A 25,435-nucleotide genomic window follows, 5' to 3' on the forward strand; every position below is an offset into this window, starting at 1 on the left:
TAAAAATAGAATTGTCATTCCAATTGACGTAGGAAGAGGAATCTCATCATGAATATTTTGTTTGTGAGATTTCTCAATCGCTGAAAAGGCTCATTTCGAAGTGACGCTTGTACAGGTAATATGTGTATGATTGTCATTGCGAGGAACGAAGCAATCTTTGGAATAAAATTACAGATTGCTTTGTAAACTCGCAATGACAGATAAAAGTAGAATTGTTATTCCAATTGACGTAGGAAGAGGAATCTCATCATGAATATTTTGTTTGTGAGATTTCTCAATCGCTAAAAAAGCTCATTTCGAAAGGACAATTAAATCTTAAAAGAAATTAATACATCAAAAATTGAAAATAACAAACTACATAAAACGTCATAAAAAGAAAACAATTCTAGTGGTTGTTTTGCTGATTTTCTATGTGATTTGTTTGCCTAATAAATTATTTACAAAGCCAACATCAACTGTAATTACAAGTAACAAAAATGAGTTATTGGGGGCTTTAATAGCAAAAGATGGTCAATGGCGTTTTCCGCATAACGATTCGGTTCCGCAGAAATTTAAAACCTGTTTAATTCAGTTTGAAGATGAACATTTTTATGAACATCCAGGGTTTAATCCGGTTTCTATTTTGAAAGCATTAAAACAAAATTTACAAGCCGGAAGTGTAAAAAGAGGCGGAAGTACCATTACGCAACAGGTAATTCGGTTAAGTAGAGATAATAGACCAAGAACTTATTTAGAAAAAGTAAAAGAATTAATTTTGGCAACGCGTTTAGAGTTTAGGGCGTCTAAAGAAAAAATTATAACCTATTGGAGTTCTAACGCGCCATTTGGTGGGAATGTTATAGGTTTAGATGCTGCTTCTTGGCGTTACTTTAATAGAAAAGCTACAGATTTATCTTGGGCAGAATCCGCAACTTTAGCCGTTTTACCCAATGCGCCAAACTTGATTTATCCGGGGAAAAATCAACATAGATTATTAGCAAAAAGAAATCGATTGTTAAAAAAGTTACTCACTAAAAAAATAATAGATTCATTAACGTATGAATTGTCGGTTTTAGAAGAATTACCGCAAAAACCATATCTACTTCCACAAATTACATCGCATTTATTGCAGAAAATAAATAAAAATAATAATGGAAAATTTGTAAAAACTACGATTGATAAAAAGTTGCAAATTCAAACAAATTTAATTGTAAATAATCATTATAAAAAACTGAAAAACAATGAGATATTTAATATTTCTGTTTTGGTTTTAGATGTACAAAGTAGGAAGGTTTTAACCTATGTGGGCAATTCTGAAACAACGCAAAAAAATCAAAAATTTGTAGACGTTATAGATAAGCCTAGAAGTACAGGAAGTATTTTAAAACCATTTTTGTACGCAGCCATGTTAGATAGTGGAGATTTGTTGCCAAATATGTTAATTGCAGATGTACCAACAAATTTTGGAAGTTATCATCCAGAAAACTTCGACAAAAAATATGCGGGTGCTGTTTCTGCAAAATTAGCATTGTCTAAATCTTTAAATGTACCAACGGTAAGAATGTTGCAAAGTTTTGGGTTAGAAAAATTTCATCATTATTTACAAAAGTTAAAGTTAAAAGATTTAAAGAAAAACCCTAATTATTACGGGTTAACATTGGCTTTGGGTGGTGCCGAGAGCAATTTGTGGGATTTGTGTAAGAGTTATGCGTCAATGGCATCTACGGTAAATCACTATTCAGAAAATTCGAGCAGGTATTTTAAAAATGAATTTTGTGAACCTACTTTTTATGCCGATAAAAAAATAGATTTCGGAGAAAAATCATCAGAAAAAATCATTTTTGATGCCGCTTCTATTTATTTAACTTTTGAGAGTTTAAAAGATGTAAATAGACCCAATGCAGATCAAAATTGGGAGTTTTTTAATTCGTCTAAACAAATTGCTTGGAAAACAGGTACTAGTTTTGGTTTCAGAGATGCTTGGGCAATAGGAACAACCAAAGATTATGTAGTTGGAGTTTGGGTGGGGAATGCCGATGGAGAAGGAAGACCTGGTTTGGTTGGCGTGCAAGCAGCAGCACCTATTTTGTTTGATATTTTTGATAAATTACCAAATTCAGAATGGTTTGAAAAACCTTTTGATGAAATGACAGAAATAGAAGTTTGTACTAAAAGTGGTTATAGGGCTACTGAAAATTGCGAAGAAAAAACTGTAGAATTTGTACAGAATTCGGGTTTAAAAACCAAACCTTGTCCATATCATGTATTGGTGAATGTGGATGTGTCAGAAAATTATCAAGTAAATACTTCTTGTGAACGCTTAGAAAATATCAAGCAAAAAAAATGGTTTGTGTTGCCTCCATTAATGGAATACTATTACAAGGATAAAAATCCGTTTTACAAACCGTTACCAAAATTTAGAAATGATTGTTTAGGAGAACAAAAAAATGTGATGAAATTTATGTATCCAACAGAAAAAAGCACCATTTTTTTGCCAAAGAACTTTGATGGAAAAAAGAATGAACTTGTTTTAAAAATAGCCCATGCAAATAAAGAGGCAGTATTGTATTGGTATGTAGATGATACGTATTTGGGAACCACAAAAGAAGTGCATGAATTTGGTGTGAATTTAGGGATTGGAAGTTACTTTATTTCTGCTACAGATAATTTTGGAAACGAAATTCATCAACAAATAATAGTTAAGGAATAATTTATTTAAAAGTAATTACATCTCTTGTCATCGAAACTAAAGTGCAGTTTATCGAAAAATACCTTCAAAAACGCAGTTCTATACTATTTTTGCTAACCACAGTTAAAAAAGACTATAGATTATGTTTTTACAAGTTTTATCTTCAAATAATGTAGCAGCAGTAGAATCTGTTTTCGAAAATCAATTGTTATTTGTAATTCTAGGTTTAACTCTTTTAGTTTTTTTAATTTTAAGAGTTGCTAAATTTTTATGTAATTTGAGTTTTAACAAGGCTAATAATAAGTAAGGTTAAAATTCATAAAATATTTTAGGTTTTATAGGTAACCTTTAGATTTTTCTTAACAAAAACTTATATAATTTTCTACATCTTTGTTCCCTTGTACTTTTATGAAGTATTGTGAATATATTAAGTCTTAATTGATTATTTTTATAGTCGATTTTTTTTATGATTTTAATCTACACAGAATGAAGATATATCCTATAGAAACAGGTAATTTTAAATTAGATGGTGGTGCAATGTTTGGGGTTGTACCTAAAACAATTTGGCAAAAAACCAATCCGGCAGATAAAAATAACTTAATAGATATGAGCATGCGTAGTATGCTTATTGAAGACGGAAACCGTTTAATTCTTGTAGATACAGGTTTAGGAGCAAAACAATCAAATAAATTTTATAGCTATTATTACCTTTTTGGAGATTTTTCTTTAGATACTTCTTTGGCAAAATATGGTTTTCATAGAGATGATATTACAGATGTTTTTTTAACACATTTACATTTTGATCACTGTGGAGGAGCTATAGAGTGGAATGCAGAAAGAACTTTTTTACAACCTGCTTTTAAAAACGCAAAATTTTGGTCTAATGATAAACATTGGAAATGGGCAACCGAACCCAACCCAAGAGAAAAATCTTCTTTTTTTAAAGAAAATATTATCCCGATAAAAGAAAGTGGTCAATTAAATTTTATTCACAGTAATTTTAAAGAACAAATTGGTTTTGACGTACTTTTTATGGATGGCCATACAGAAAAACAAATGTTACCTATGTTAACTTACCAAGGTAAAACCATTGTTTTTGTAGCCGATTTATTACCAACTATTGGGCACATTCCTTTGCCTTATGTTATGGGGTATGATACAAGGCCTTTGTTAACGTTAAAAGAAAAAGCAGCATTTTTAAACCAAGCTGCAGATAAAGAATATTACCTTTTTTTAGAACATGATGCTTATAATGAAATTTGTACGGTTCAGCATACAGAAAAAGGAGTTAGATTAAAGAATACACATAAATTTATAGACATATTTAATTAAGATAAGTGAGATTATGAGAGTTTTAAAACCTATTTTTTACGTAGCTTTTGCTGGGTTAGTTTTTTCTAGTTGTAAATCAATTTCTAAGATTCCTGTTCCACAGGGGGCAACAACGGTACTAAATGCAACCGCTAAAAAAGGAACGTTGTCTGAGGATGAGTTAAATAAATGGAGTCATGCAGACTTGCTAACAGATTCGATACCAGGTATGAGTATTGAAAAAGCATATCAGTTTCTTTCTGGTAAAAAAGGAGTAGAAGTTATTGTAGGTGTGGTAGATTCTGGAACAGATTTAGAGCATGAAGACCTTAAAGATGTGGCTTGGGTTAACCCAAAAGAAGTAGCAGGTAATGGAATTGATGATGATAAAAACGGCTTTATAGATGATATTAATGGCTGGAATTTTTTAGGGAGTATTTATAAAGAAAATTTAGAATACGAAAGAATTGTAAAAAACCCATCTATTGCTAGTGAAGAAGAAGCAAAAGAAGCAAAAGCGTTTTATGATAAAAAACTAGAAGGTGCAGAGAAAAGTAAATTAAGATACGAGCAAATGTTACAAGGAATAACAAATGCAGACGATGTTATTTCTAAAAACTTAAATAAAACAGATTATACTAAAGAAGAGGTTTTAGCTATTGTTACCGAAGATCCTGCTTTATTACAAGGTGTTGCGATTGCTAAGCAAATGTTTAGTTTTGGTTTACCATCTTTAAGTGCAGCAAAAGAAGAACTTACTAAATTAGTTACAAATTCTGCAGACTTGTTAAATGGAGAGGCTTTAAAAAAAGACTATAGAAGTGCTGTTGGAGACAATGCTTATACAATGGATGTAAAGGTTTATGGAAATAATAAAACCGGTCACTCTGTAAAAGATGAAGCACACGGAACGCATGTTTCTGGTATTATTGCTGCAAGCAGAAATAATGGAATAGGAATAAATGGGGTTGCAAATCATGTGAAAATTATGGCTGTTAGAGCTGTGCCAGACGGAGATGAGTATGATAAAGATGTTGCTTTAGGTTTGCGTTATGCAGTAGATAATGGAGCAAAAGTAATTAACACAAGTTTTGGTAAAGGATATTCACCTAAAAAAGAATGGGTTTATGATGCTATAAAATATGCAGCTTCTAAAGATGTATTAATTGTAAATGCAGCAGGAAATGATGGTAAAAATATTGATGTTGAAAGAACGTATCCTAACGATTCTAAAGATTTAGAAACAGAAATTTCTGATAACGTATTAACAATTGGTGCAATGAGTGCTAATTATAACGAAAAATTACCAGCTAATTTTTCTAACTACGGTAAAAAGAATGTAGATGTTTTTGCACCTGGAGTTCAAATTTATTCTACAACTCCAGAAAATGAATACAAAAAATTTAGCGGTACTTCTATGGCTGCACCTTCTACCGTTGGTGTTGCAGCGTTAATTCGTTCTTATTACCCTAAATTATCTGCAAGTCAGGTAAAACATATTTTAATGAATTCTGGTATCAAAATTAATTTTGATGTAATTCAACCAGGTTCTCAATCAAGAGAAAATCCAAAAGGAATAAAAGTTCCTTTTGCAGATTTATCAGTTTCGGGTAGAGTTGTAAATGCTTACAATGCCTTAAAAATGGCAGATGAAATGGTAAATGGAAAAAAATAATTATTAATTTAGAAAAGCAGCATTGTAAAAGGTGCTGCTTTTTTTTTGAACTTTAATCAACTTAAATATGAGAAAAATTTACTTTTTAGGATTGTCAATCATCCTGTTAGCCTCTTGTTCGGTTACAAAAAATGCCACTTATTTGTCTAAAGAAACCTATTGGCAACAACATGTAGATTATACAATGGATGTTGATGTAGATGTAAACAAATATCAATACAAAGGAAAACAGACTTTAGTGTACACTAATAATTCTCCAGACGATTTAGGTAAAGTATTTTATCACTTATATTTTAATGCATTTCAACCAGGATCTCAAATGGATGTTCGTTCTTTAAATATTAAAGATCCAGACAGAAGAGTTAGAGACAGAATTAGCAAATTACAGCCAGATGAAATAGGGTACATTAAGGTAAATTCGTTAAAACAAAATGGCGTTGCAGTTTCTCATGAAACCGTAGGTACAATTTTAGAAGTACAATTAAATAAACCTATAAAATCTGGAGAAACAGTTACTTTAGAAATGAATTTTGATGCTCAGGTTCCTGTTCAAATTCGTCGTTCTGGAAGAAACAATAAAGAAGGAGTTGCGTTATCTATGGCGCAATGGTATCCTAAATTAGCAGAATACGATTTTCAAGGTTGGCATACGCCTCCTTATATCGCTAGAGAATTTCAAGGTGTTTGGGGAGATTTTGATGTAACCATTCATATTGATAAAAATTATACTATTGGTGGTTCTGGAAATTTACAAAACCCTCAAGAAATTGGTCATGGGTATCAAGATGATTCAAAAGAATTAAACTTGCCTAAAGGCGATAAATTAACATGGCATTTTAAAGCACCAAATGTGCACGATTTTATGTGGGCAGCAGATCCTGCATACATTCATGATGTTTTAAAAATGGAAAACGGAATTGATTTACACTTTTTATATAAGAAAGATCTTGAAGAAGTTTATTTAAAAAACTGGAAAGATTTACAACCTAAAGTAGCCGAATTAATGACCTATTATAGTGAGCATGTTGGTCAATATCCATATAAACAATACTCTGTAATACAAGGTGGAGATGGTGGTATGGAGTATGCAATGTCTACTTTAATTACTGGTAAACGTAAATTTGGGAGTCTTTTTGGCGTAACAGCACATGAGATGGCACATACTTGGTTTCAGTTTTTGTTAGCATCTAATGAAAGTTTACACCCTTGGATGGATGAAGGTTTTACAACCTATATTTCTAACAAAGCAGAAAACGAAATCTTAAAAGAAAATAAAGAGAATCCGCATGCAGGTTCTTATAAAGGATATAGAGCAATTGTTGCAAAGGGTTATGAGGAGTCTTTATCTACACATGCAGATAGATACAACACAAATTGGGCGTATAGCACAGCAAGTTATTCTAAAGGAAACATCTTTTTAAGTCAGTTAGAATATATTATTGGTAAAGAGAATGTTGCAAACGGATTAAAAAAGTATTTTACAGATTTTAGTTTTAAGCATCCTACTCCAAATGATATTAAACGATCTATGGAAAAAACTGCCGGATTAGATTTAGGTTGGTATTTAAATGAGTGGACAGAAACGACACATACTATAGATTATGGTGTGAAATCTGTTGATAATAAAACAATTACTTTAGAAAGAATCGGGCAGATGCCAATGCCAATGGATGTTGAGGTAGCTTATGTTGATGGAACATCAGAAAGTTTTAATATTCCTTTAGAAATGTTGAGAGGCAATAAACCAACAACAGCAACCATTTTAAAAGATTGGGGTTGGGCAATGCCAACATATTCTTTTACAACTTCTAAAGTTGTAAAATCTGTTACTATTGATAAAAGCGGATTAATGGCAGACATTAATTTAGAGAATAATATTTTTGAAGTAAAATAAATTTTTTAAAATCAATAAAAAAAGCCTTTTCAATTTGTAAAGGCTTTTTTGATTTTATTATATTTACGATTATCAATAAGTTTTAAATTATTATCTCCCCCATTAAAATTTGTAAATATTTCTGATTAAGGAGTGATTTGTTAAGATGCTCTAGTATTTATCTTTACTAACAGATTATTTATAAATAAAAATTCATCTTTAAAAAAACTAATTTTTTTAATTTAATTTAAAAGCATGCCCCTTATTTATTTAAACTCATCTAAGAAGTTTTTTCATTCTATAATTTTAATCTGCATTTTACATTTTACTCTATTTTTTAATGCACAAACAGCTGTAACATCCATTTATGGTGATAATGGTGGGTTTTTTATATCTTCTAATATAGTACCAGCTACTTATGATGATTCTAATAATTTATTAGGTTTTACCGTAGGTGGGGCTACCTACTCTACGGGTGTTAATGATGCAATTTTAACGGCTAATAATATAACATATACAAGCGGGAATTTTGTTTCATTTCCAATGCCAGCTTCTATTAGTTATAAATCGGAAGAATTAATTGGTATTGGAACCAATTGGGGCGGTGTTTCACAAAATAATAGTGCAACAGATTATATAAAAACATTTAATCCTATTGTTCCTTCTCATTTTGTTAGAGATGGTAGTAATGGATTAGAATTAGCATCAAACTTTTTTAATATTAAAAGTCAAGTAATAGTGTATGATGCCATTGTAATAAACCAAGCAGTAAGTATTAATGATGCATTGCCAGACATTATTGTTACTCAAACAGGGTCTCCTGGAAATACAGATAAATTTAAATTTATAGATAGCGCAGGTAATATAGTGGGGGCGGAAGTAAATGTGACATTTGGAGGTGTTGCGACTGTTGGCGATACAGATTGGACTATTTACAAAGTAAATCCTGCTACAGGTTTGGTAACCGGTACCTTTGGTGTAAATACCAAGAGAGATTTAAGAGTGCTTTCTATTAAATTAAGTGATTTTGGAATTACAACTAGTAATTTTAACCAAATAACTAATTTTGTACATACTACATCTGGTAATACAGACATTGCCTTTACAGCATATAATTACGATGCAATAAAAATACTTTTACCAGCTACAGATTTAGAAGTGGCAAACTCAATGATTTCTGCAGATGATTTTTGTGCACCTACCACAGCTACTTTTACAACAACGATAACAAATAAATCAGCTACCGAACTATCAAAAGATTTTGATGTAGATTTTGAAATTCCAACCGGAATGTCTGCAACAAGTAACTCCGCAGTTTTTTCTGAAGCAGGTGTTTCTCCTTTATCAGCAAGTTTTAATAATACTAATAATAAATGGACTGTGGATAATTTAACAGAAGGAGAAAGTGTAACGCTAACAGTTACTACATCTGTAAGTACGGCTTCATTTCCTATCAGTTTTACAGCTACAGCAACGGGGTTGTTTCAGCCAGATAGTGATCCAAGTAATAATACACAAACAATATCTGAAGCAGGTGAAGACAACGATTGTGATGGTGTAAAAGATACTGATGATTTAGATGATGATAATGATGGTGTTTTAGATTCTATTGAAGGGACTGGTGATCTTGATGGAGACGGTGTTGCTAATTATTTAGATTTGGATAGTGATGGAGATGGTTGTCCGGATGCTTTAGAAGCAACAGGTACTGTTAAGCAAACGGATTTAGATGCTAATTTTGTAATTACCGGAGCAGTAAACGCACTGGGAATACCAACTTTAACAGAAGCGGGTGGTGGTACAGGACAAAATATTGGTGATAGCCAAAATGGTAGTGTTTTAGCTTGTGATACAACGGATACTGATTTAGATGGAATAATTGATATTATTGATTTAGATGACGATAATGATGGTATTTTAGATACTGCAGAAAATGCATATAGTGGAAGCCCGATTGCAGATACAAATAAAAACGGAATTATAGATTACAAAGACCCTAGTCTTAGCGGTTTTGTAGATTCTAATTCAGATAATATAGATGATAGATATGACATTGATTTAGATGGAATTATAGATCAGTTTGATGCGGATAGTGATGGAGATGGTTGCCCTGATGCATTAGAAGGTGGTGCTACTTTTACTTTTGCAGATGTAGAAGGTAACAATCGATTAAAAGGAGATGTAGATGTAAATGGTATTCCGGTTATAGCGACTGATAGTGGTCAATTACTAGGGAGTAGTCAAGATAATTTAGTACAAGACCAAAGCTGTAGTTTGTTGCCTGTAATTATTAGTCAAGTGTATCAAACGGCGTCAGGTAACGCAATAGAATTAACAAATATTGGAACAACACCTGTAACTAATATCAGTTTAGTTTTATTTAAAGATTTAGGTATTGCTTCTGCAAGTGCTATTATGCCTACGGCAGATTTAACAATAGCAAGTATACCAGCCGGTGGCTCTGTTGTTATAAAATCTGTTGCATCACTTCCAGGAGTTACTCTTATAAATAATCCTACCGAATTAACAGACGCAAATATTACTGATTTTAGTGGTGGAGACGACACTATAATTCTTTCAAAAACCGTAAATGCTTCTGCTTGGGAGAATAGATATGATGTTGTTAAGAATATTAGTAATACAACATCATTAGTACGTATCGATGAAATAACCAAAGCAAATACCACTTTTACCCCATCAGAATGGATTTCTTTTATTGATGATTCAATACCAGTTGTTGGAGATACAAATCCAATTCCTGCAATTGTAAGGCATGTAAATGCACCGCTCTTATCAGAAGTAAAAACTCCAGTTTTAGAAACCAACAGTGGTTTGGGATTACATAAAATAAATCCAACCATACGTATAGGGTCTGCGTGGAGTAATGGTTTTCCTGATAAATCTAGAAGTGTAATAATTAAAGAAACTTACACGCATTCTGCAGGTAGTTTAAATGCAAGAATATTAAATGTGCAAGATAATAATGTGTTAAGTGTTAGTGATAATGCGTTAATTGTTTTAAATAACACTCATATAAATGTAAATGCACAAATTAGAATTTTAGGAACCGCACAGTTTATTCAAGTACATGATGGCAGTAGTAAGGTAACGGGTAATGGAAAATTATTAATAAGCCAAAAAAGCGAGGTTCCTAACGTATTTAGATATAACTATTGGTCATCACCTGTTGTAGAGTTTATTGGAGGTAATACGTATAGAGTTTCAGAAATAATGAAAGATCCTGGAGGTAGCCTTTCTGCTAATTCAATAATTACAGATATTAATTTTGTTGGCGGTTATGATGGGGCTGCTACTAGTCCTATACAAATAGCAAGTTATTGGATTTGGGCTTATTTTAATAGTACAGCAGGTAATGATTGGGTGCAATTAAAAGATACGGGGTATTTATCTAAAGGTTTAGGATATATTATGAAAAGTACAGGTGAGAATCCTCAATATTTTACTTTTTATGGAAGTCCAGTTGATGGAGATATTTCATTTAACTTATCTGCAAATACAAATAGTCTTTTAGGGAATCCATACGCAGGTACTTTAGATGGTAAGGCATTTATATTAAATAATGAAGATACAATTGATGGTACGCTTTATTTTTGGGAACATTCAGGAGAAGCAACAGATCAAGGTCATATAAAGGCGGGGTATGAAGGAGGTTATGCTCAATTAACTTTTTCTATGGCAACATCTGCTACTAGTGTAGTTGGTTCTAATGGGTTAACAGATTCTTATTCATACAGCACTCCAACAAGGTATATTGCTACAGGGCAAGGTTTTTTTGTTTTTTCAGATATAGATGGAGGGACTATCAATTTTAATAATAAGCAAAGAAGTTATCAAGTAACTGAGCCTCATTTTTTTAAAGGAAAAGAGAAGAAAACAACTAATAATACGCTTCCTATTTTAAAACTAGGGATGAATTTTACGAATAAAGATTATATAAAGATTCATAGGCAAATAGGAATTTCATTTAATGAAAATCATTCTTATGGTTTTGATTATGGATATGAAAGTGTAATGATAGATGTTCAATCTACAGATGTATATTGGAATTTTGATGAAATGGATAATCAGAAATTAGCAATTGCAGGAGTTGAAGGGATTAATGATGCTTTAAAAGTTCCATTAACACTTCTTATAGGATCTCAAGAACCTGTTTTTATAAGGATAGATGAATTAGAAAATATTAATCAAAAAATTTATCTATTTGATGCTTTAGAAAACACAACCACAGAATTAAAATTTAATGAGTTGGTTGAATTGCAATTATCAAAAGGAATTTATGAGAATAGATTTTTCATCACCTTTACCCCAGCTAAAACATTAATTACTAGGGATGAAATTTATGATATACATTTAAGAACTTATATGGATGAACGTTCTGGTAATTTGTTAATAATAAATAATACCAATTTGGTTATAGAAAATGTAGAAATATTTAATGTACTAGGTCAGAAGATTAAAAAATGGAAACTGAATATATCTGATGAAAAACTTGATTTAGAGGTAGGTAGTTTATCTTCTTCTATATATATTGTTAGTATAAAAACCAACAAAGGTACATTTACTAGTAAGATTTTAAAAAATTAAAAATTAGATACCGTATTCAAAAAAACCTTTCTTATTCAGAAAGGTTTTTTTGATATGTAACAAATCTTACAAAACTGTACTTTAAAATAAATTATCTTTGTAGTTATGAATGAAAACTTAAATCCTGAAAACGACAATTTATCAAATGAAGATTTAGACGTAGAAAAAAAATTACGTCCGCTTTCTTTTGATGATTTTACAGGACAAGACCAAGCAATAGATAACTTAAAGATATTTGTTGAAGCCGCAAACCAAAGAGGCGAAGCTTTAGATCATACGCTTTTTCATGGTCCTCCGGGTTTAGGAAAAACAACCTTGGCACATATTTTAGCCAACGAATTAGAGGTGGGGATAAAAGTTACTTCTGGCCCTGTTTTAGACAAACCAGGTGATTTAGCAGGTTTGTTAACAAATCTAGATGAGCGAGATGTATTATTTATTGATGAAATTCATAGATTAAGTCCTATTGTAGAAGAGTATTTGTACTCTGCAATGGAAGACTATAAAATTGATATTATGATAGAATCTGGCCCAAATGCCAGAACTGTTCAAATAAATTTAGAGCCTTTTACGTTAATTGGTGCTACAACCCGATCTGGATTGTTAACCGCACCAATGAGAGCTCGTTTTGGAATAAGTAGTAGATTACATTATTACAAAACAGAATTATTAACAACCATTATTCAAAGAAGTGCACATATTTTAAATGTTCCTATTTCTATGGAATCTGCCATAGAAATTGCAGGTAGAAGTAGGGGTACACCAAGAATAGCAAATGCTTTGTTAAGAAGAGTTAGAGATTTTGCACAGATAAAAGGAAATGGAAGTATTACTATAGAAATTGCAAAATTTGCCTTAAAAGCTTTAAATGTAGATGCGCATGGTTTAGATGAAATGGACAATAAAATTCTAATGACTATTATCGATAAATTTAAAGGAGGACCTGTTGGTTTAAGTACCATTGCAACTGCTGTTTCAGAAAATACAGAAACCATAGAAGAAGTGTACGAACCTTTTTTAATTCAGCAAGGTTTTATTATGAGAACTCCAAGAGGAAGAGAAGTAACAGCATTAGCATACACACATTTAGGAAGAGTAAAAGGAAGAAATCAAGGAGAATTGTTTTAGAGAAAAATGAAACAAGAGTAAAGAGAATAGAAAATAGACAACAATTTTTGTTTTTGATGTTACTATGTGTTTGTTATCTAATTTTAGAAACAAGAGTGTGTTGTGTGAATAGATGAAATTAACCAATTAAATAAAAATATTAAAGTAATAGAATAAGAATATCTGTCTTTATTCTTGATTCTATTTTCTTGATTCTCAAGAAATGAACATAAAAAAAATAATACCAATTTTAGAATGGTTACCAAACTACAATAGATCTCTTTTTAAGGGAGATTTGTTAGCGGGTATAACTGTTGGTATTATTTTAATTCCGCAAGGTATTGCGTATGCACTAATTGCAGGTTTACCACCAATTTATGGTTTGTATTGTGCTTTAATGCCACAAGTTATGTACGCTATTTTTGGGTCGTCTAGACAAGTAGCAATTGGTCCTGTAGCAATGGATTCTTTAATTGTTGCAACAGGGGTTTCTACCTTGGCTTTAGCGGGTTCTGATAGTTATATTTCCATCGCCATTTTATTAGCATTAATGGTTGGAGCAATCCAATTTATTATGGGGGTTTTTAGTTTGGGGTTTATTGTAAACTTCCTATCCAAACCCGTAATAACGGGCTTTACATCCGCGGTAGCGTTAATTATTGGGTTTAATCAGTTTCGGAATTTGTTTGGTGTAGACTTTGTTCAAAGTGATCAAATTCAGTATGTGGTAGCAGATATTTGGAGGCGTATAATTGATTTGAATGAACACACAACTATTATCGGACTCATTTCTGTTGTGGTGATTATCATCTTTAGAAAAATCAATAAAAAAATACCTAGTGCCTTAATTGTTGTGATTCTCGGAATTGTAATGTTAAAGTATTTTGGTGCAGCTTTTAAGGATGTTTCTATTGTAAAAGACATTCCTTCTGGCTTACCAACTTTTGGCATTCCTGAGTTTGATATCGATTTAATAAGAGAGTTATTGCCTATTGCTTTTACCTTAGTGATGGTTGGTTATTTAGAAACCATTTCTATAGGAAAGTCTTTAGAAGCAAAACAAGATGAATACAGAATAAGACCCAATCAAGAATTAATTGCTTTAGGTTTAGGAAACATGGTAGGGTCTTTTTTTAGTGCATACCCAACCACATCAAGTTTTTCTCGTTCTGCTATTAATCAAGAAAGCGGAGCAAGAACAGGTATGGCTGCATTAATTTCTGTATTAATGGTGGTTTTTACACTCTTATTTTTAACGCCTTTATTTTATCATTTACCAAAAACAGTATTGGCGGCAATTATTATTGTAGCTGTTTTTAATTTGGTAAATATTAAAGAAGCTGCTTTTTTATGGAAAGCCAATTATTTAGATTTCTGGTTGATGTTAGCCACCTTTATTGCTACATTATTATTAGGAATCGAATTCGGCATTATTGTTGGAGTGGGGCTTTCTTTAATTGTGTTAATTTATAGAACCTCTAGGCCTTATGTAACGGAATTGGGAAAAGTACCAAATTCTAATTTTTACAGAAATAAAAATCGTTTTGAAGAGGTAATTATACACGATGATATTTTAATTTTTAGGTTTGATGCACAAATATTTTACGCCAACTCAAGTTATTTTAGAGATAATTTAGATGAAATGGCTGCAAAAAAAGGAAAGGCATTAAAATTGATAGTTATAGATGCAGAGAGCATTAATAGGGTTGATAGTACTGGTGTAGAAATGCTAAAAGAGCGAATTAAGTTCTATCAGAAAAAAGATATCATGTTTTATTTTGCAGGTGTTAAAGGCCCTGTAAGAGACGATTTGTTTAGAAGTGGAGTGTTACAGATTATAGGAATCAATCACTTTTTTATGCGTGCAAACGAAGCTGTAAAATTTTATAAGACAGGCAATAGAGAACATCAAGAAAAGTATGCAAAATATATACATCAAGCATATAAATAATTATTAACGTAACTGATAAAAGTTATCTGAGAGGTTTGTTGTTTTTAATAAACTTTAAAGTATTAAATAGATAAGATTATGATTATAGAGCAAATTTATACCGGTTGTTTGGCGCAAGGAGCTTATTACATAGAAAGTAATGGCGAAGTGGCTATTATAGATCCTTTAAGAGAAGTACAAGATTATATTGATAGTGCAGCTAAAAATAATGCAAAAATCAAATATATTTTCGAAACGCATTTTCATGCAGATTTTGTGAGCGGACACGTAACCTTGGCAGAAAGAACGGGTGCGGAAATTGTGTTTGGTCCATCGGCAGAAACAAATTTTAAGGCAATTATTGCAGAAGACAATCAAGTTTTTAAGGTTGGTGATATTACAATTACTGTATTACACACTCCAGGGCATACCATGGAGAGTTCTTGTTATTTGTTAAAAGATGAAAACGGAAAAGACCACGCACTTTTTAGTGGAGACACCTTGTTTTTAGGAGATGTTGGTCGTCCTGATTTAGCACAAAAAGGAGATATTACAGAAAAAGACTTAGCAGGTTTTCTATTTGATAGTTTACGAAATAAGGTAATGACATTGGCAGATGATGTTATTGTATACCCTGCGCATGGAGCAGGTTCTGCTTGTGGTAAAAATTTAAGTAAAGAAACAGTAGGTACAATTGGCAATCAAAAACAAACCAATTATGCGTTAAGAGCAAACATGACCAAAGCTGAGTTTATTAAAGAAGTTACAGATGGTTTGTTGCCGCCTCCAGCCTACTTTCCTTTAAATGTAAAGTTAAATAAAGAAGGATATCAAAATATAGACGATGTTATAAAAAATAGTGAGAAACCATTATCTGTGAAAGATTTTGAAATTATTGCAAATGAAACAGGTGCAGTTATTTTAGATGTTCGTCATCAAACGGAGTTTGTAAAAGGGTTTATACCACAATCTATTTTTATTGGTATAGATGGTGGTTTTGCTCCTTGGGTTGGCGCATTAATTAAAGATATTAAGCAACCTATTTTGTTGGTTGCTCCAGAAGGTAGAGAAGAAGATACTATTACACGTTTGTCTAGAGTTGGTTTCGATAATGTTTTAGGGTATTTAGAAGGTAGTTTTGATGCTTGGATAAAAGCAGGTAAAGAGATAGATACTTTAACTTCTGTTTCTGCAGATGTTTTAGAAGAAAAAATTAAAGAAAATGCAGTGGTTTTTGACGCTAGAAAACCAGGTGAATATGCAAGTGAACATATTGTAGATGTAAAAAATACACCGTTAGATTCTTTAAACGAACACATCTCTGAGTTTCCTGAAAAAGGAGATTTTTATGTGTATTGTGGTGGTGGTTATCGTTCTGTAATTACGGCTTCTATTTTAAAAGCAAGAGGTATTCATAATGTAATTGATGTTGCTGGTGGTTATGCAGCAATAAGAAATACAAATATCGAAAGAACAGCAGCAGTGTGTCCATCAACTTTAAAATAAAATAAATGAAGAAATTAATTCCATTATTCTTTTTAACGCTATTCTTTTTAAGTTGTAATTCTCAAGAAGGGTTAAAATCTGTTTCTACACAAGAATTAAAAGTCTTATTAGAAAAAGAGAACATCCAGTTACTAGATGTTAGAACGCCTAAAGAAGTACAGTTAGGGTTTATAGAAACTGCAAAATTTGCAAATTTGTTTGATGCCGATTTTCCTGTAAAAGCAGCAAACTCTTTAGACAAAAATAAGCCTGTGTATGTTTATTGTAGAAGTGGACGAAGAAGTGCAAAAGCTTCTGAGGTACTTCAAGAAAAAGGATTTACAGTAATAAACGTTCTCGGTGGATATAATCAATGGATAAAAGAAAAATAGAAGCATAAAAATACATAGTAGAGAGAGAACAAGAGCCTTTATTTAGGGGTTTTGTTCTCTCTTTTTTGTATTTTAGTTTTATAAAAACAAACAAGGTTGAAGATTTATAGATTAAGTTTAATTGCGTTCTTTTTATTTGTAATAACAAGCTTAAATGCTCAGTATTCTGCTGAGTATTTAAAGTATCACAAGTTGCACCCAGAAGCGGCAAGAACTCGTTTACAGCAAGAAACTATAATTACTATAGATATTGTTAATGATAGTTTACAAATCAATCAAGAATTTTTAGAAGAAGACTTGTATTTAAATGATGCTGCCACTTATAACTCTAAAAACACCTTAAATTTTTCTGCATTTTTTGAATTAAATAAAATAGAAGCCGCTTCTTTTTCTTATGAAAATAACAAATATGTAGAAAATAAAGTAGAAAAGTTTACAGAGAAAGATGAATTAAATCAGTCTTTTCATGACGATTCTAAGTTGTTAAATTATGTGTATCCGAATTTAAAAAAAGGATCAAAATCGATTTTAAAATATTCTCAGAAAATTAAAAATCCTCGTTTTTTAACCCCTTTTTATTTTGGTGATTATTTTCCTGTTCAAAAAAACAAAGTCACCATTATTGTTGATGAAAACGTGCATTTAGAATTCAAGGAATTCAATATTTCTGATACAGAAATTCAATTTACCGAAGATAAAAAAGGGGATAACGTAATTTATACCTGGACGTTAAACAACCAACCAGAATATGAGTTTGAGGCAAATACACCAAGTTACAAAACCATTTTACCTCACATTGTGCCAATTATCACTTCTTATAAAATTAAGGGTAAAAAAAGTAAATTGTTAGGCAAAGTATCCGATCTGTACAATTGGTATTATTCTTTGGTAGAAAATGTAAATACAGAAGCACCCAACGCAGAGTTGGTAAATTTAGTTGCAAGTATTACTGCGGATAAAAAAACCGATTTAGAAAAGGTAAAAGCCATTTATTATTGGACACAGCAAAACATAAAATACATTGCTTTTGAGTATGCATTAGGTGGTTTTATTCCGAGAGAATCAAACGATGTTTTTAGAAAAAAATATGGCGATTGTAAAGACAATTCTAGTATTTTGTACAGAATGTTAGAAATTGCAGGTGTGAAAGGAAATCTAACTTGGATTGGTACAAGAAGCATTCCGTATACGTATGATGAGGTGCCAACACCCGTTGTAGACAATCACATGATTCTCTCTTATGAGAACAACGGAAAAACCTATTATTTAGATGCAACAGGTAGGTATATAAAATTCGGAATGCCAACTTCCTTTATTCAAGGAAAGGAAGCATTGGTTGGGTACGGAAAAGACTTTAAAATTAAAAAAGTACCAATTGTAGCTGCTAAAGAAAATGCAGTTACAGATGTTACTCGTATAAAAATTGAAAATGGAAGCATTATGGGGTCTTCTAAAACTGAGATTTCTGGATATCCAAAAATTGATATTTTTCATAGTTTAGAAACAGGAAATACGGAAACGAAGTTAAAAAAGTTCTATAACAACGTGTTTCAGAAAGGGAATAATACTTTTTTAATTAGCAATTTTAAAGAGACCAATAAATATCATTATGACGATAATTTTATTGTGGACTATGATTTTGAGATTAAAAATTATGCTAAAAATTTGGGCGATGAAATTTACATCAATCTAAATTTAAATAAAGATATTTCTTCTTATAAAACAGATAAGAATCGAAAGAACGCCATAGAATACGATTATAAAAAATTCTTTAGTTATACAACCACATTTGAAATTCCCAAAGGGTATGTGGTAGATTATGTGCCCGAAAATGTAACTGTTTCTAATGATTTTTTGACTTGTAAGATTAGTTATAAAACAATTGGTAAAGAGGTTGTTTACAAGCAAGAAATCGAATTAAACTTCTTAGTTTTAACTTTAGAAGAACAAAAAGAAGTAAACACAGCGATTAAAAAAATTGAAAGAAATTATAAAGAAATTGTAGTTCTAAAAAAACAATAAAAATAAATTATGAAGATTAAAATTAGCTTATTAGTTGCCTTGTTATTTACTTTTCAGATTGCAGTAGCTCAAGAAACTCTTTTTTTTAAAAGTTATGATTGGGAAGCAAGTCCTAATTACACCGTAGAAAAAGAGCGAACAGAAGACATGATTGCTGTAAAAGAAAAAACTGTAACAGAATTTACTTTTGATAAAGAAGATTTAGTGGAATATTTTTTAGAGCACAAAGTGTTGTGGTTAAATTCTGATGACGCCATTGAAGAATATAACAAAATTTATTTACCATTTACGGTGGGTGCCGAATTACAAATAAATAAAGCTAGAGTAATTACGCCAGAAGGCAAAATTATCAATCTAGATCAATCTAAAATATTAACGGCAGAAGATGAAGAGACAGGAAGTACTTATAAATATTATGCCTTAGAAGGGATTACAAAAGGTAGTTTTATTGAATATATGTATGTGGTAAAAAGACCACCAAGTTATACTGGAGAAAAAAGGTACATTCAAGATGCTTATTATAAAGAAAATGTAGAGTTCGATTTATTTTCACCAACTAATTTGCTGTTTAAATTTAAGAGTTATAATAATGTACCAGATGTTGATAGAGATACTTTAAATACCGATAAAATACATTATAAATTATATGTTGCTAAGGTGCCGAAATTAGAAAATGAATACCAAGCGCCTTATAATGCATCCAGAGGATTTATTGTCTATAAAATGGATAAAAACACCAATAATATGGATGTTGATATTATTTCTTATGGCAACATCGCTCATAATTTATATACTTCTTATTATCCAGCATATTCAGAAAAAACAACTGGTTTACTTAACGATTTTATAAAAGAATTAGACTTGCCAAAAAAAGCAGATGAAGAAACGATTGTAAGAAAATTAGATTATTACATAAAAACAACCGTGTATTCTCAAGATATTTATGGTGATGATTTAGAAAATTTAGATTTAATTTTAGCCCAACAAGTGGCCAATGAAACCGGAGTTATAAAATTATATATCGCTGTTTTAAGAACTTTAAATATAACGCATGAATTGGTTGTAACAACTGATAGAAATGAAATAAAGTTTGACCCAGAATTTGAAGCGACTAATTTTTTAACGGACTTTTTACTGTATTTCCCTGCTTCAGATAAGTATTTGTCACCAAATGCATCAGGTACAAGATTTGGTTTCCCGATGCCTTATGTAACCGATAATTACGGTTTGTTTTTGAAGGAAGTAGTAAATGGTGATCAGAAATCAGTAACTGGTAAAATTAAATATATAGAACCGGTAACCGCAGATAAAATTGCAGATGTTATGAAGGTTACCATCGATTTTGATGAAGATAATTTAACAGAAAACACGGTCCATTTAGACAGAGCTTTCAGCGGATATTATGCCATGAATATTCAACCTTTTATGCATTTAATTCAAGGTAAAGAAGCTAGAAATGATTTAGTAGATAGTTTTGTAGAAAGTGCCACGCCAGAGTTCGAAATTAAAAGCAGAAAACTAATAAATGACGATGCAGAGTTGTTTGGGGTAAAACCATTGCAAGTTATTGTAGATTTTACAACAGAAGGATTTGTAGAAAAAGCAGGCAGAAAATACTTATTTAAATTAGGCGATTTAATTGGACAACAATTAGAAATGTATCAAGAAAAGGAACGAGTGTTGCCTTTAGAAGGTCAGTTTCATAGAAGTTACTACAGAACCTTAACGCTCCATATCCCTAAAGGATATAAAATAACCAATTTAGAGGATATCATTATTGACAATTCGTATGTGAAAGATGGTAAAGAATTGTTTTCTTTTAAATCTTCTTACCAATTAAAAGGAAATACGTTAACCGTTACTGCAGATGAGCATTATAGAGAAAATAATATCCAAGTTGCTATGTACGAAGAATACAGAACAGTAATTAATAGCGCTGCAGATTTTAATAAAATTGTATTGTTGTTAGAGCCTTCAAAGTAGATTTCTATAATTTTTACACAAAAAAAAGGAAGCAATTTTGCTTCCTTTTTTTTGTAAAATAGTTTAAGAATAGTAAACTATTTACCCTAAATATGTTTTTAAAAGATGCGTCTTAGATTGATGTTGCAAGCGCCTAATTGCTTTTTGTTTTACTTGTCTAACTCTTTCTCTAGAAAGGTCGAAAATTTCTCCAATTTCAGTTAAGCTGCAAGGCGCAGGAAGATTAATGCCATAAAACATTTTTATCACTTTAGCTTCTTTGCTAGAAAGCGTGTCTAAAGCTCTATTTATTTCTATCGATAAAGATTGTGTCATTAAGTTTTTATCAGGTCTAGGAGAATCATCAGATTGCATTAGATTGTATAAATTAGAATCTTCACCTTCTTTAAATGGTGCATCCATAGAAATATGTCTCCCAGAGTTTTTTAAAGACTGTGCAACCTCAGTTTCTGTCATGTCTAACTGTTTTGCTATTTCTTTATTAGTAGGCATGCGTTGTTGGTTTTGTTCTAAACGATCATATATTTTACGTATTTTATTAATACTTCCTATTTTATTTAAAGGCAAACGTACAATACGAGATTGTTCTGCCAAGGCAGACATAATAGATTGACGAATCCACCAAACGGCATAAGAAATAAACTTAAAACCTCTTGTTTCATCAAAACGTTTTGCTGCTTTTACCAAACCTAAATTACCTTCATTAATTAAATCAGATAGTTTTAAACCTTGACCTTGGTATTGTTTTGCAACTGAAACTACAAACCTTAAATTTGCGGTAACAAGTTTATCTAACGCTCTATTGTTCCCTTTTTTTATTTTCAAAGCTAGTTCTACTTCTTCATCAGCAGTAATAAGACCAATTTTACTGATTTCTTGAAAATATTTTTCTAAAGATTTGGCGTCACGATTGGTTACTTGCTTTACAATTTTAAGTTGTCTCATATATTGTTTGGGGTTTTTTAAGATTAATTTTAGATAAATAGATTGCAATCATCACACATTTTCATTTCTCCGTAATAGGTTTCTCGGTATTTGTGAATCGTTTTAAAAGGAATCCCTAAAAAGTATTTTTTAATGTAAGTAACTCTAGAGTTTAGAGTTCCCATAGCAGACGAATAATATTTTTGATATTTTGTTTTTCTTTGAATTTTAATAATTTTCATATATATAGTTTTAAAGAAGTGTAAAAACACTTTTTTATGAAGTAAAAGATGATAACTAATGTAATTTCTTAAAAAACTAGAAAGCAGCGGTAATCGATTTATCAGTATGATTTTTTGTACTACAAAAATCTAGACTATAAATGCTCGTATTATTTTTGATGTAAAAGAAAGAATTTCTCATGAATCTACAATATACGAAAAAACGAGCGATTTTCAATAGAAAATGCTCGTTTTGTTTATTTTTTCGTCAATTTTAATCAAAAAATACTAATAAATGATGTTTTTTTAAAACTTTAAAGTAAGGCCAACTAAGAAGTTTCTAGTAGCTTGTGGGTAATAACCTTGTACTTCAAAAGAGGTTGGTTTAGACCAATTGTTTAAATAAGTATAACCTCTATCCACATATTCTTTATTAAAAATGTTATTTACAACACCCGTAAATATGATAGATTTAAAAATAGAAGATGTTTTTATTTCATAAATAAAATTTAAATCGCTGGTAAAATAACTTTCTAATTTCGAAGCTTCAGTATTCGTATTACTTAAATATTGTTCTCCAACATATTTAGTTAAAAATGATAACTGAAAATTATTTATTGGTTGATAAACTAAAGCATTACTAGTTATAAGGTTGGGAGAAAAAGCAATGTTAGTTGTACCAATGTTTGTTTTTGTTCCGTTTCTGTCTAATATAAAGTCTTTAATTTTATTACTACTTAATGTTATATTTTGGTTGATACTAAATTGGTCTGTTACTTTAATATTTCCATCAATTTCTATACCTAAACGATAACTGTCTTTTACATTTTCACGTAAATACTCTCCAACATCATTTAAGCCACCTGTTTGTATTAATTGATTGTTATAAGACATGTAGTATATATTGGTGTTTAATTGTATTGTCTTGTTTTTTAAACGCCATCCTAGTTCATAATCATTTAAAGATTCATATTTTACATCTTCCCCATTTTTGTAATCATTTCTATTTGGTTCTTTATTTGCCTTTGCAAAAGAAATATATAAACTATTGTTGTCGTTAATTTTGTGAGTTAAACCTAGTTTTGGATTAAAGAAGTTAAACTTTTCTTCAACATTTAATAGATTTCTATCAGAAGTTAAACCACCTGTTTTGTAATTTACAAAACGACCTTGTATGTCTACAAAAGCCTTTAGATTATCCATAATATTAAAAGTAGCTTTAGAAAAAACACTAAAATCTTTTTTAGTAGCATCACTAAAGTAATATTGGTCTCTAATATTTGCAGTAGAAGCAAATTCTTTTGCCCAAATTACTTCTCCAAAATGATCTCCTGTGTAATTACTATAAGAAAAACCAGATACAACTTCTAATTTGTTTTTTTTGTAGGTTGCGTTTCCATTTACTACATAAAAATGGTTGTCTAACCAACGACGAAGAATTAAGTCCGTAGCAGGTTTTCCATCCCAACTAGTGGTTGTAGCAGTAACAATTCCGTTGTATTTAGATACAGCACTTTCTCCTTTAAATTGTTCAAAATATCCTTTTCCTCTCGTGTAATTTAAACCAATATTAGTAGACCAGTTTTTAGTTAGTTTTTCATTCCAATGTAATTGGTAATGATCTTGCCAATAATTATCCGTTTCATTGTCGTAAGTATATGGGTTTTGACGTCTGTCTTCTTCTAATTGATCTGCTTCTAAACCATACCAAGCTTGATAAGTTTTTTCACTTCCACCAAATGCAAGTGCTTTAATTAATGTGTTTTTGTCTGTATAGTTTCCTTGTAAAAAGTATGATTTTAAATCTGTAGAAGCTCTGTCTACATAACCATCAGAATAAATGTTTGATAAACGACCTGCAAACTCAAAATGATTATTTACTTTTCCTGTTGTAAATTTTACAGTATGTTTTCTTGTACCGTAAGAACCAAAAGAATTCGATATTTCTCCACCAGCTTCTTCAGAAATAGCATCCGTTAAAATATTTAAACTAGCACCAAAAGCACCAGAACCATTTGTAGAAGTACCAACTCCACGTTGTAATTGTAAACTTTGTGTAGAAGAAGCAAAATCTCCCATATTTACCCAAAATGATCCTTGGCTTTCTGCATCGTTATAAGGAATTCCGTTTACAGTAACGTTTACACGAGAAGCATCAGAACCACGTACACGAATATACGTATAACCAACACCAGCTCCGGCATCAGAAGAAGAGATAACAGAGGGTAAATATTTTAATAAAACAGGAATATCTTGTCCTAAATTACGCTTAGCAATTTCTTCTTTAGATAAATTAGAATGGGTTACTGGCGCATCAGCTTTAACACGAACAGCAGAAACCAAAACTTCTTCTAAAACAGTAGCATTTGGTACTAAAGAAAACGCAATTGTATCATTTTTGGTTAAAGAAACTGTTTTAGAAACAGTTTTATAACCTATAAAAGAAACCTGAATGGTATAATCTCCTTTAAGAAGACTTACACTAAACTTTCCATCAAAATCTGTTGAGGTTCCTTTTTTAGTTTCTTTTACTAAAATAGTTGCTCCTGGCAAAGAATCATTGTTTTCATCTACCACTTTTCCGTTAAGAGTAAATGTCTGGGAGTTTACAAGAATGCTTGTAAACAAGAATAAAAAAAAAGTAATTTTTTTCATTTTAAAAATTTTAAAACGAATAAAAAGAGGTAATTATTCTTGTGATTTATGTTGAATAATTAATTACTGTCATTACGAGGAGTTTACAACGTGGTAATCTCTTCAATAAGAAAGATTGCTTCAGAAAAAAATCTTCGCAATAACATTTGATATTTCCTAAACAGCATTACCTGTTCTAGGTTCAATGGGTATGATCTCAGCTTTTCTATAAGTTGAAAGTTAGAAAGTAGAAAGTTTAAAAAGTCTGAGTAAGACTAAAAACTAACAACTAAACACTATCAACTAAAAATTAGCACCCCTTTATGAGAACGGCGCAAAATTAAGTCAGTTTTTTGACATAGAGAATAACAAAAGCACTTTTTTTAGAAGCTATTTCCTGCTTTCACTACTCGCTTTTTTTACAGTCTGTTCTCGATACAAATTTTTCATTCTTCAAAATTCACTCGAACTGCCAGTAAAAAAGAGCTCAAACAGATCGTTCAATCAGGGCTAAGCCTATTTGTTAGCTTTTGGTTTTAGGTCGATTTTAATTTCTGTCATTGCGAAGTTTACTTTTTTGTAAACTGTGGCAATCTCATTCTTAT

The 25,435-nt window shown here is 31.0% G+C and carries 14 protein-coding genes; 11 read left to right on the forward strand and 3 right to left on the reverse strand.

What is annotated here, in order from left to right:
• The first annotated feature begins 340 nt into the window (after positions 1 to 340).
• The 11 genes from pbpC to WHD07_RS12615 all read left to right on the forward strand — a co-directional run bounded on the left by pbpC (position 341) and on the right by WHD07_RS12615 (position 21,051).
• Positions 341 to 2,689, forward strand: a complete 2,349-nt coding sequence (gene pbpC / locus WHD07_RS12565; protein ID WP_343328688.1) for a penicillin-binding protein 1C — start codon at positions 341 to 343, stop codon at positions 2,687 to 2,689.
• A 465-nt stretch (positions 2,690 to 3,154) separates the two neighbouring features.
• Positions 3,155 to 4,000 (forward strand): MBL fold metallo-hydrolase, encoded by an 846-nt coding sequence (locus WHD07_RS12570; protein WP_105049543.1) that lies wholly within the window; start codon positions 3,155 to 3,157, stop codon positions 3,998 to 4,000.
• Between the two features lie 13 nt (positions 4,001 to 4,013).
• On the forward strand, positions 4,014 to 5,654 hold the full coding sequence (locus WHD07_RS12575; RefSeq protein ID WP_343328689.1) for a S8 family peptidase: 1,641 nt from the start codon (positions 4,014 to 4,016) through the stop codon (positions 5,652 to 5,654).
• 67 nt (positions 5,655 to 5,721) lie between these two features.
• Positions 5,722 to 7,548 carry a M1 family metallopeptidase gene (locus WHD07_RS12580; protein ID WP_343328690.1) on the forward strand — a complete coding sequence of 609 codons (1,827 nt, stop codon included), beginning with the start codon at positions 5,722 to 5,724 and terminating at the stop codon, positions 7,546 to 7,548.
• Between the two features lie 234 nt (positions 7,549 to 7,782).
• On the forward strand, positions 7,783 to 12,132 hold the full coding sequence (locus WHD07_RS12585) for a T9SS type A sorting domain-containing protein (RefSeq protein WP_343328691.1): 4,350 nt from the start codon (positions 7,783 to 7,785) through the stop codon (positions 12,130 to 12,132).
• 105 nt (positions 12,133 to 12,237) lie between these two features.
• A complete protein-coding gene (gene ruvB, locus WHD07_RS12590) occupies positions 12,238 to 13,260 on the forward strand; it encodes a Holliday junction branch migration DNA helicase RuvB (RefSeq protein WP_343328692.1) in 1,023 nt (340 codons plus the stop codon).
• A 202-nt stretch (positions 13,261 to 13,462) separates the two neighbouring features.
• Positions 13,463 to 15,190, forward strand: coding sequence for a SulP family inorganic anion transporter (locus tag WHD07_RS12595; protein ID WP_105049538.1), 1,728 nt, complete (start codon positions 13,463 to 13,465; stop codon positions 15,188 to 15,190).
• Between the two features lie 78 nt (positions 15,191 to 15,268).
• Positions 15,269 to 16,675, forward strand: coding sequence for an MBL fold metallo-hydrolase (locus tag WHD07_RS12600; RefSeq protein ID WP_343328693.1), 1,407 nt, complete (start codon positions 15,269 to 15,271; stop codon positions 16,673 to 16,675).
• A gap of 5 nt (positions 16,676 to 16,680) precedes the next feature.
• Entirely contained in the window at positions 16,681 to 17,046 is a 366-nt protein-coding gene (locus WHD07_RS12605; protein WP_105049536.1) for a rhodanese-like domain-containing protein, read from the forward strand.
• A 96-nt stretch (positions 17,047 to 17,142) separates the two neighbouring features.
• Positions 17,143 to 19,068, forward strand: a complete 1,926-nt coding sequence (locus tag WHD07_RS12610) for a DUF3857 domain-containing protein (RefSeq protein WP_343328694.1) — start codon at positions 17,143 to 17,145, stop codon at positions 19,066 to 19,068.
• 9 nt (positions 19,069 to 19,077) lie between these two features.
• The gene (locus WHD07_RS12615) at positions 19,078 to 21,051 is read left to right on the forward strand and encodes a DUF3857 domain-containing protein (protein ID WP_343328695.1); all 1,974 of its coding nucleotides are present in this window, start codon (positions 19,078 to 19,080) and stop codon (positions 21,049 to 21,051) included.
• Positions 21,052 to 21,132: 81 nt separating this feature from the next.
• Here the strand turns inward: WHD07_RS12615 and WHD07_RS12620 are convergent, their stop codons facing one another.
• The 3 genes from WHD07_RS12620 to WHD07_RS12630 form a co-directional block, all read right to left on the reverse strand.
• Positions 21,133 to 21,996: an RNA polymerase sigma factor RpoD/SigA gene (locus WHD07_RS12620; RefSeq protein ID WP_343328696.1), complete on the reverse strand. Its 864-nt coding sequence runs from the start codon at positions 21,994 to 21,996 to the stop codon at positions 21,133 to 21,135.
• 29 nt (positions 21,997 to 22,025) lie between these two features.
• Complete coding sequence (locus tag WHD07_RS12625) at positions 22,026 to 22,217, reverse strand: hypothetical protein (protein ID WP_105049533.1); 192 nt, start codon at positions 22,215 to 22,217, stop codon at positions 22,026 to 22,028.
• Positions 22,218 to 22,502: 285 nt separating this feature from the next.
• Positions 22,503 to 24,851 carry a TonB-dependent receptor gene (locus tag WHD07_RS12630; protein ID WP_343328697.1) on the reverse strand — a complete coding sequence of 783 codons (2,349 nt, stop codon included), beginning with the start codon at positions 24,849 to 24,851 and terminating at the stop codon, positions 22,503 to 22,505.
• Positions 24,852 to 25,435 lie beyond the last annotated feature (584 nt).

This window comes from Polaribacter staleyi (assembly GCF_038024045.1).
Classification (GTDB): Bacteria; Bacteroidota; Bacteroidia; order Flavobacteriales; family Flavobacteriaceae; genus Polaribacter; species Polaribacter butkevichii.

Coding starts and splice junctions, on each gene's coding strand:
- WHD07_RS12570 (WP_105049543.1), top strand. CDS start 3,155: ATGAAGATATATCCTATAGAAACAGGTAATTTTAAATTAGATGGTGGT.
- WHD07_RS12575 (WP_343328689.1), top strand. CDS start 4,014: ATGAGAGTTTTAAAACCTATTTTTTACGTAGCTTTTGCTGGGTTAGTT.
- WHD07_RS12580 (WP_343328690.1), top strand. CDS start 5,722: ATGAGAAAAATTTACTTTTTAGGATTGTCAATCATCCTGTTAGCCTCT.
- WHD07_RS12585 (WP_343328691.1), top strand. CDS start 7,783: ATGCCCCTTATTTATTTAAACTCATCTAAGAAGTTTTTTCATTCTATA.
- ruvB (WP_343328692.1), top strand. CDS start 12,238: ATGAATGAAAACTTAAATCCTGAAAACGACAATTTATCAAATGAAGAT.
- WHD07_RS12595 (WP_105049538.1), top strand. CDS start 13,463: ATGAACATAAAAAAAATAATACCAATTTTAGAATGGTTACCAAACTAC.
- WHD07_RS12600 (WP_343328693.1), top strand. CDS start 15,269: ATGATTATAGAGCAAATTTATACCGGTTGTTTGGCGCAAGGAGCTTAT.
- WHD07_RS12605 (WP_105049536.1), top strand. CDS start 16,681: ATGAAGAAATTAATTCCATTATTCTTTTTAACGCTATTCTTTTTAAGT.
- WHD07_RS12615 (WP_343328695.1), top strand. CDS start 19,078: ATGAAGATTAAAATTAGCTTATTAGTTGCCTTGTTATTTACTTTTCAG.
- WHD07_RS12620 (WP_343328696.1), bottom strand. CDS start 21,996: ATGAGACAACTTAAAATTGTAAAGCAAGTAACCAATCGTGACGCCAAA.
- WHD07_RS12625 (WP_105049533.1), bottom strand. CDS start 22,217: ATGAAAATTATTAAAATTCAAAGAAAAACAAAATATCAAAAATATTAT.
- WHD07_RS12630 (WP_343328697.1), bottom strand. CDS start 24,851: ATGAAAAAAATTACTTTTTTTTTATTCTTGTTTACAAGCATTCTTGTA.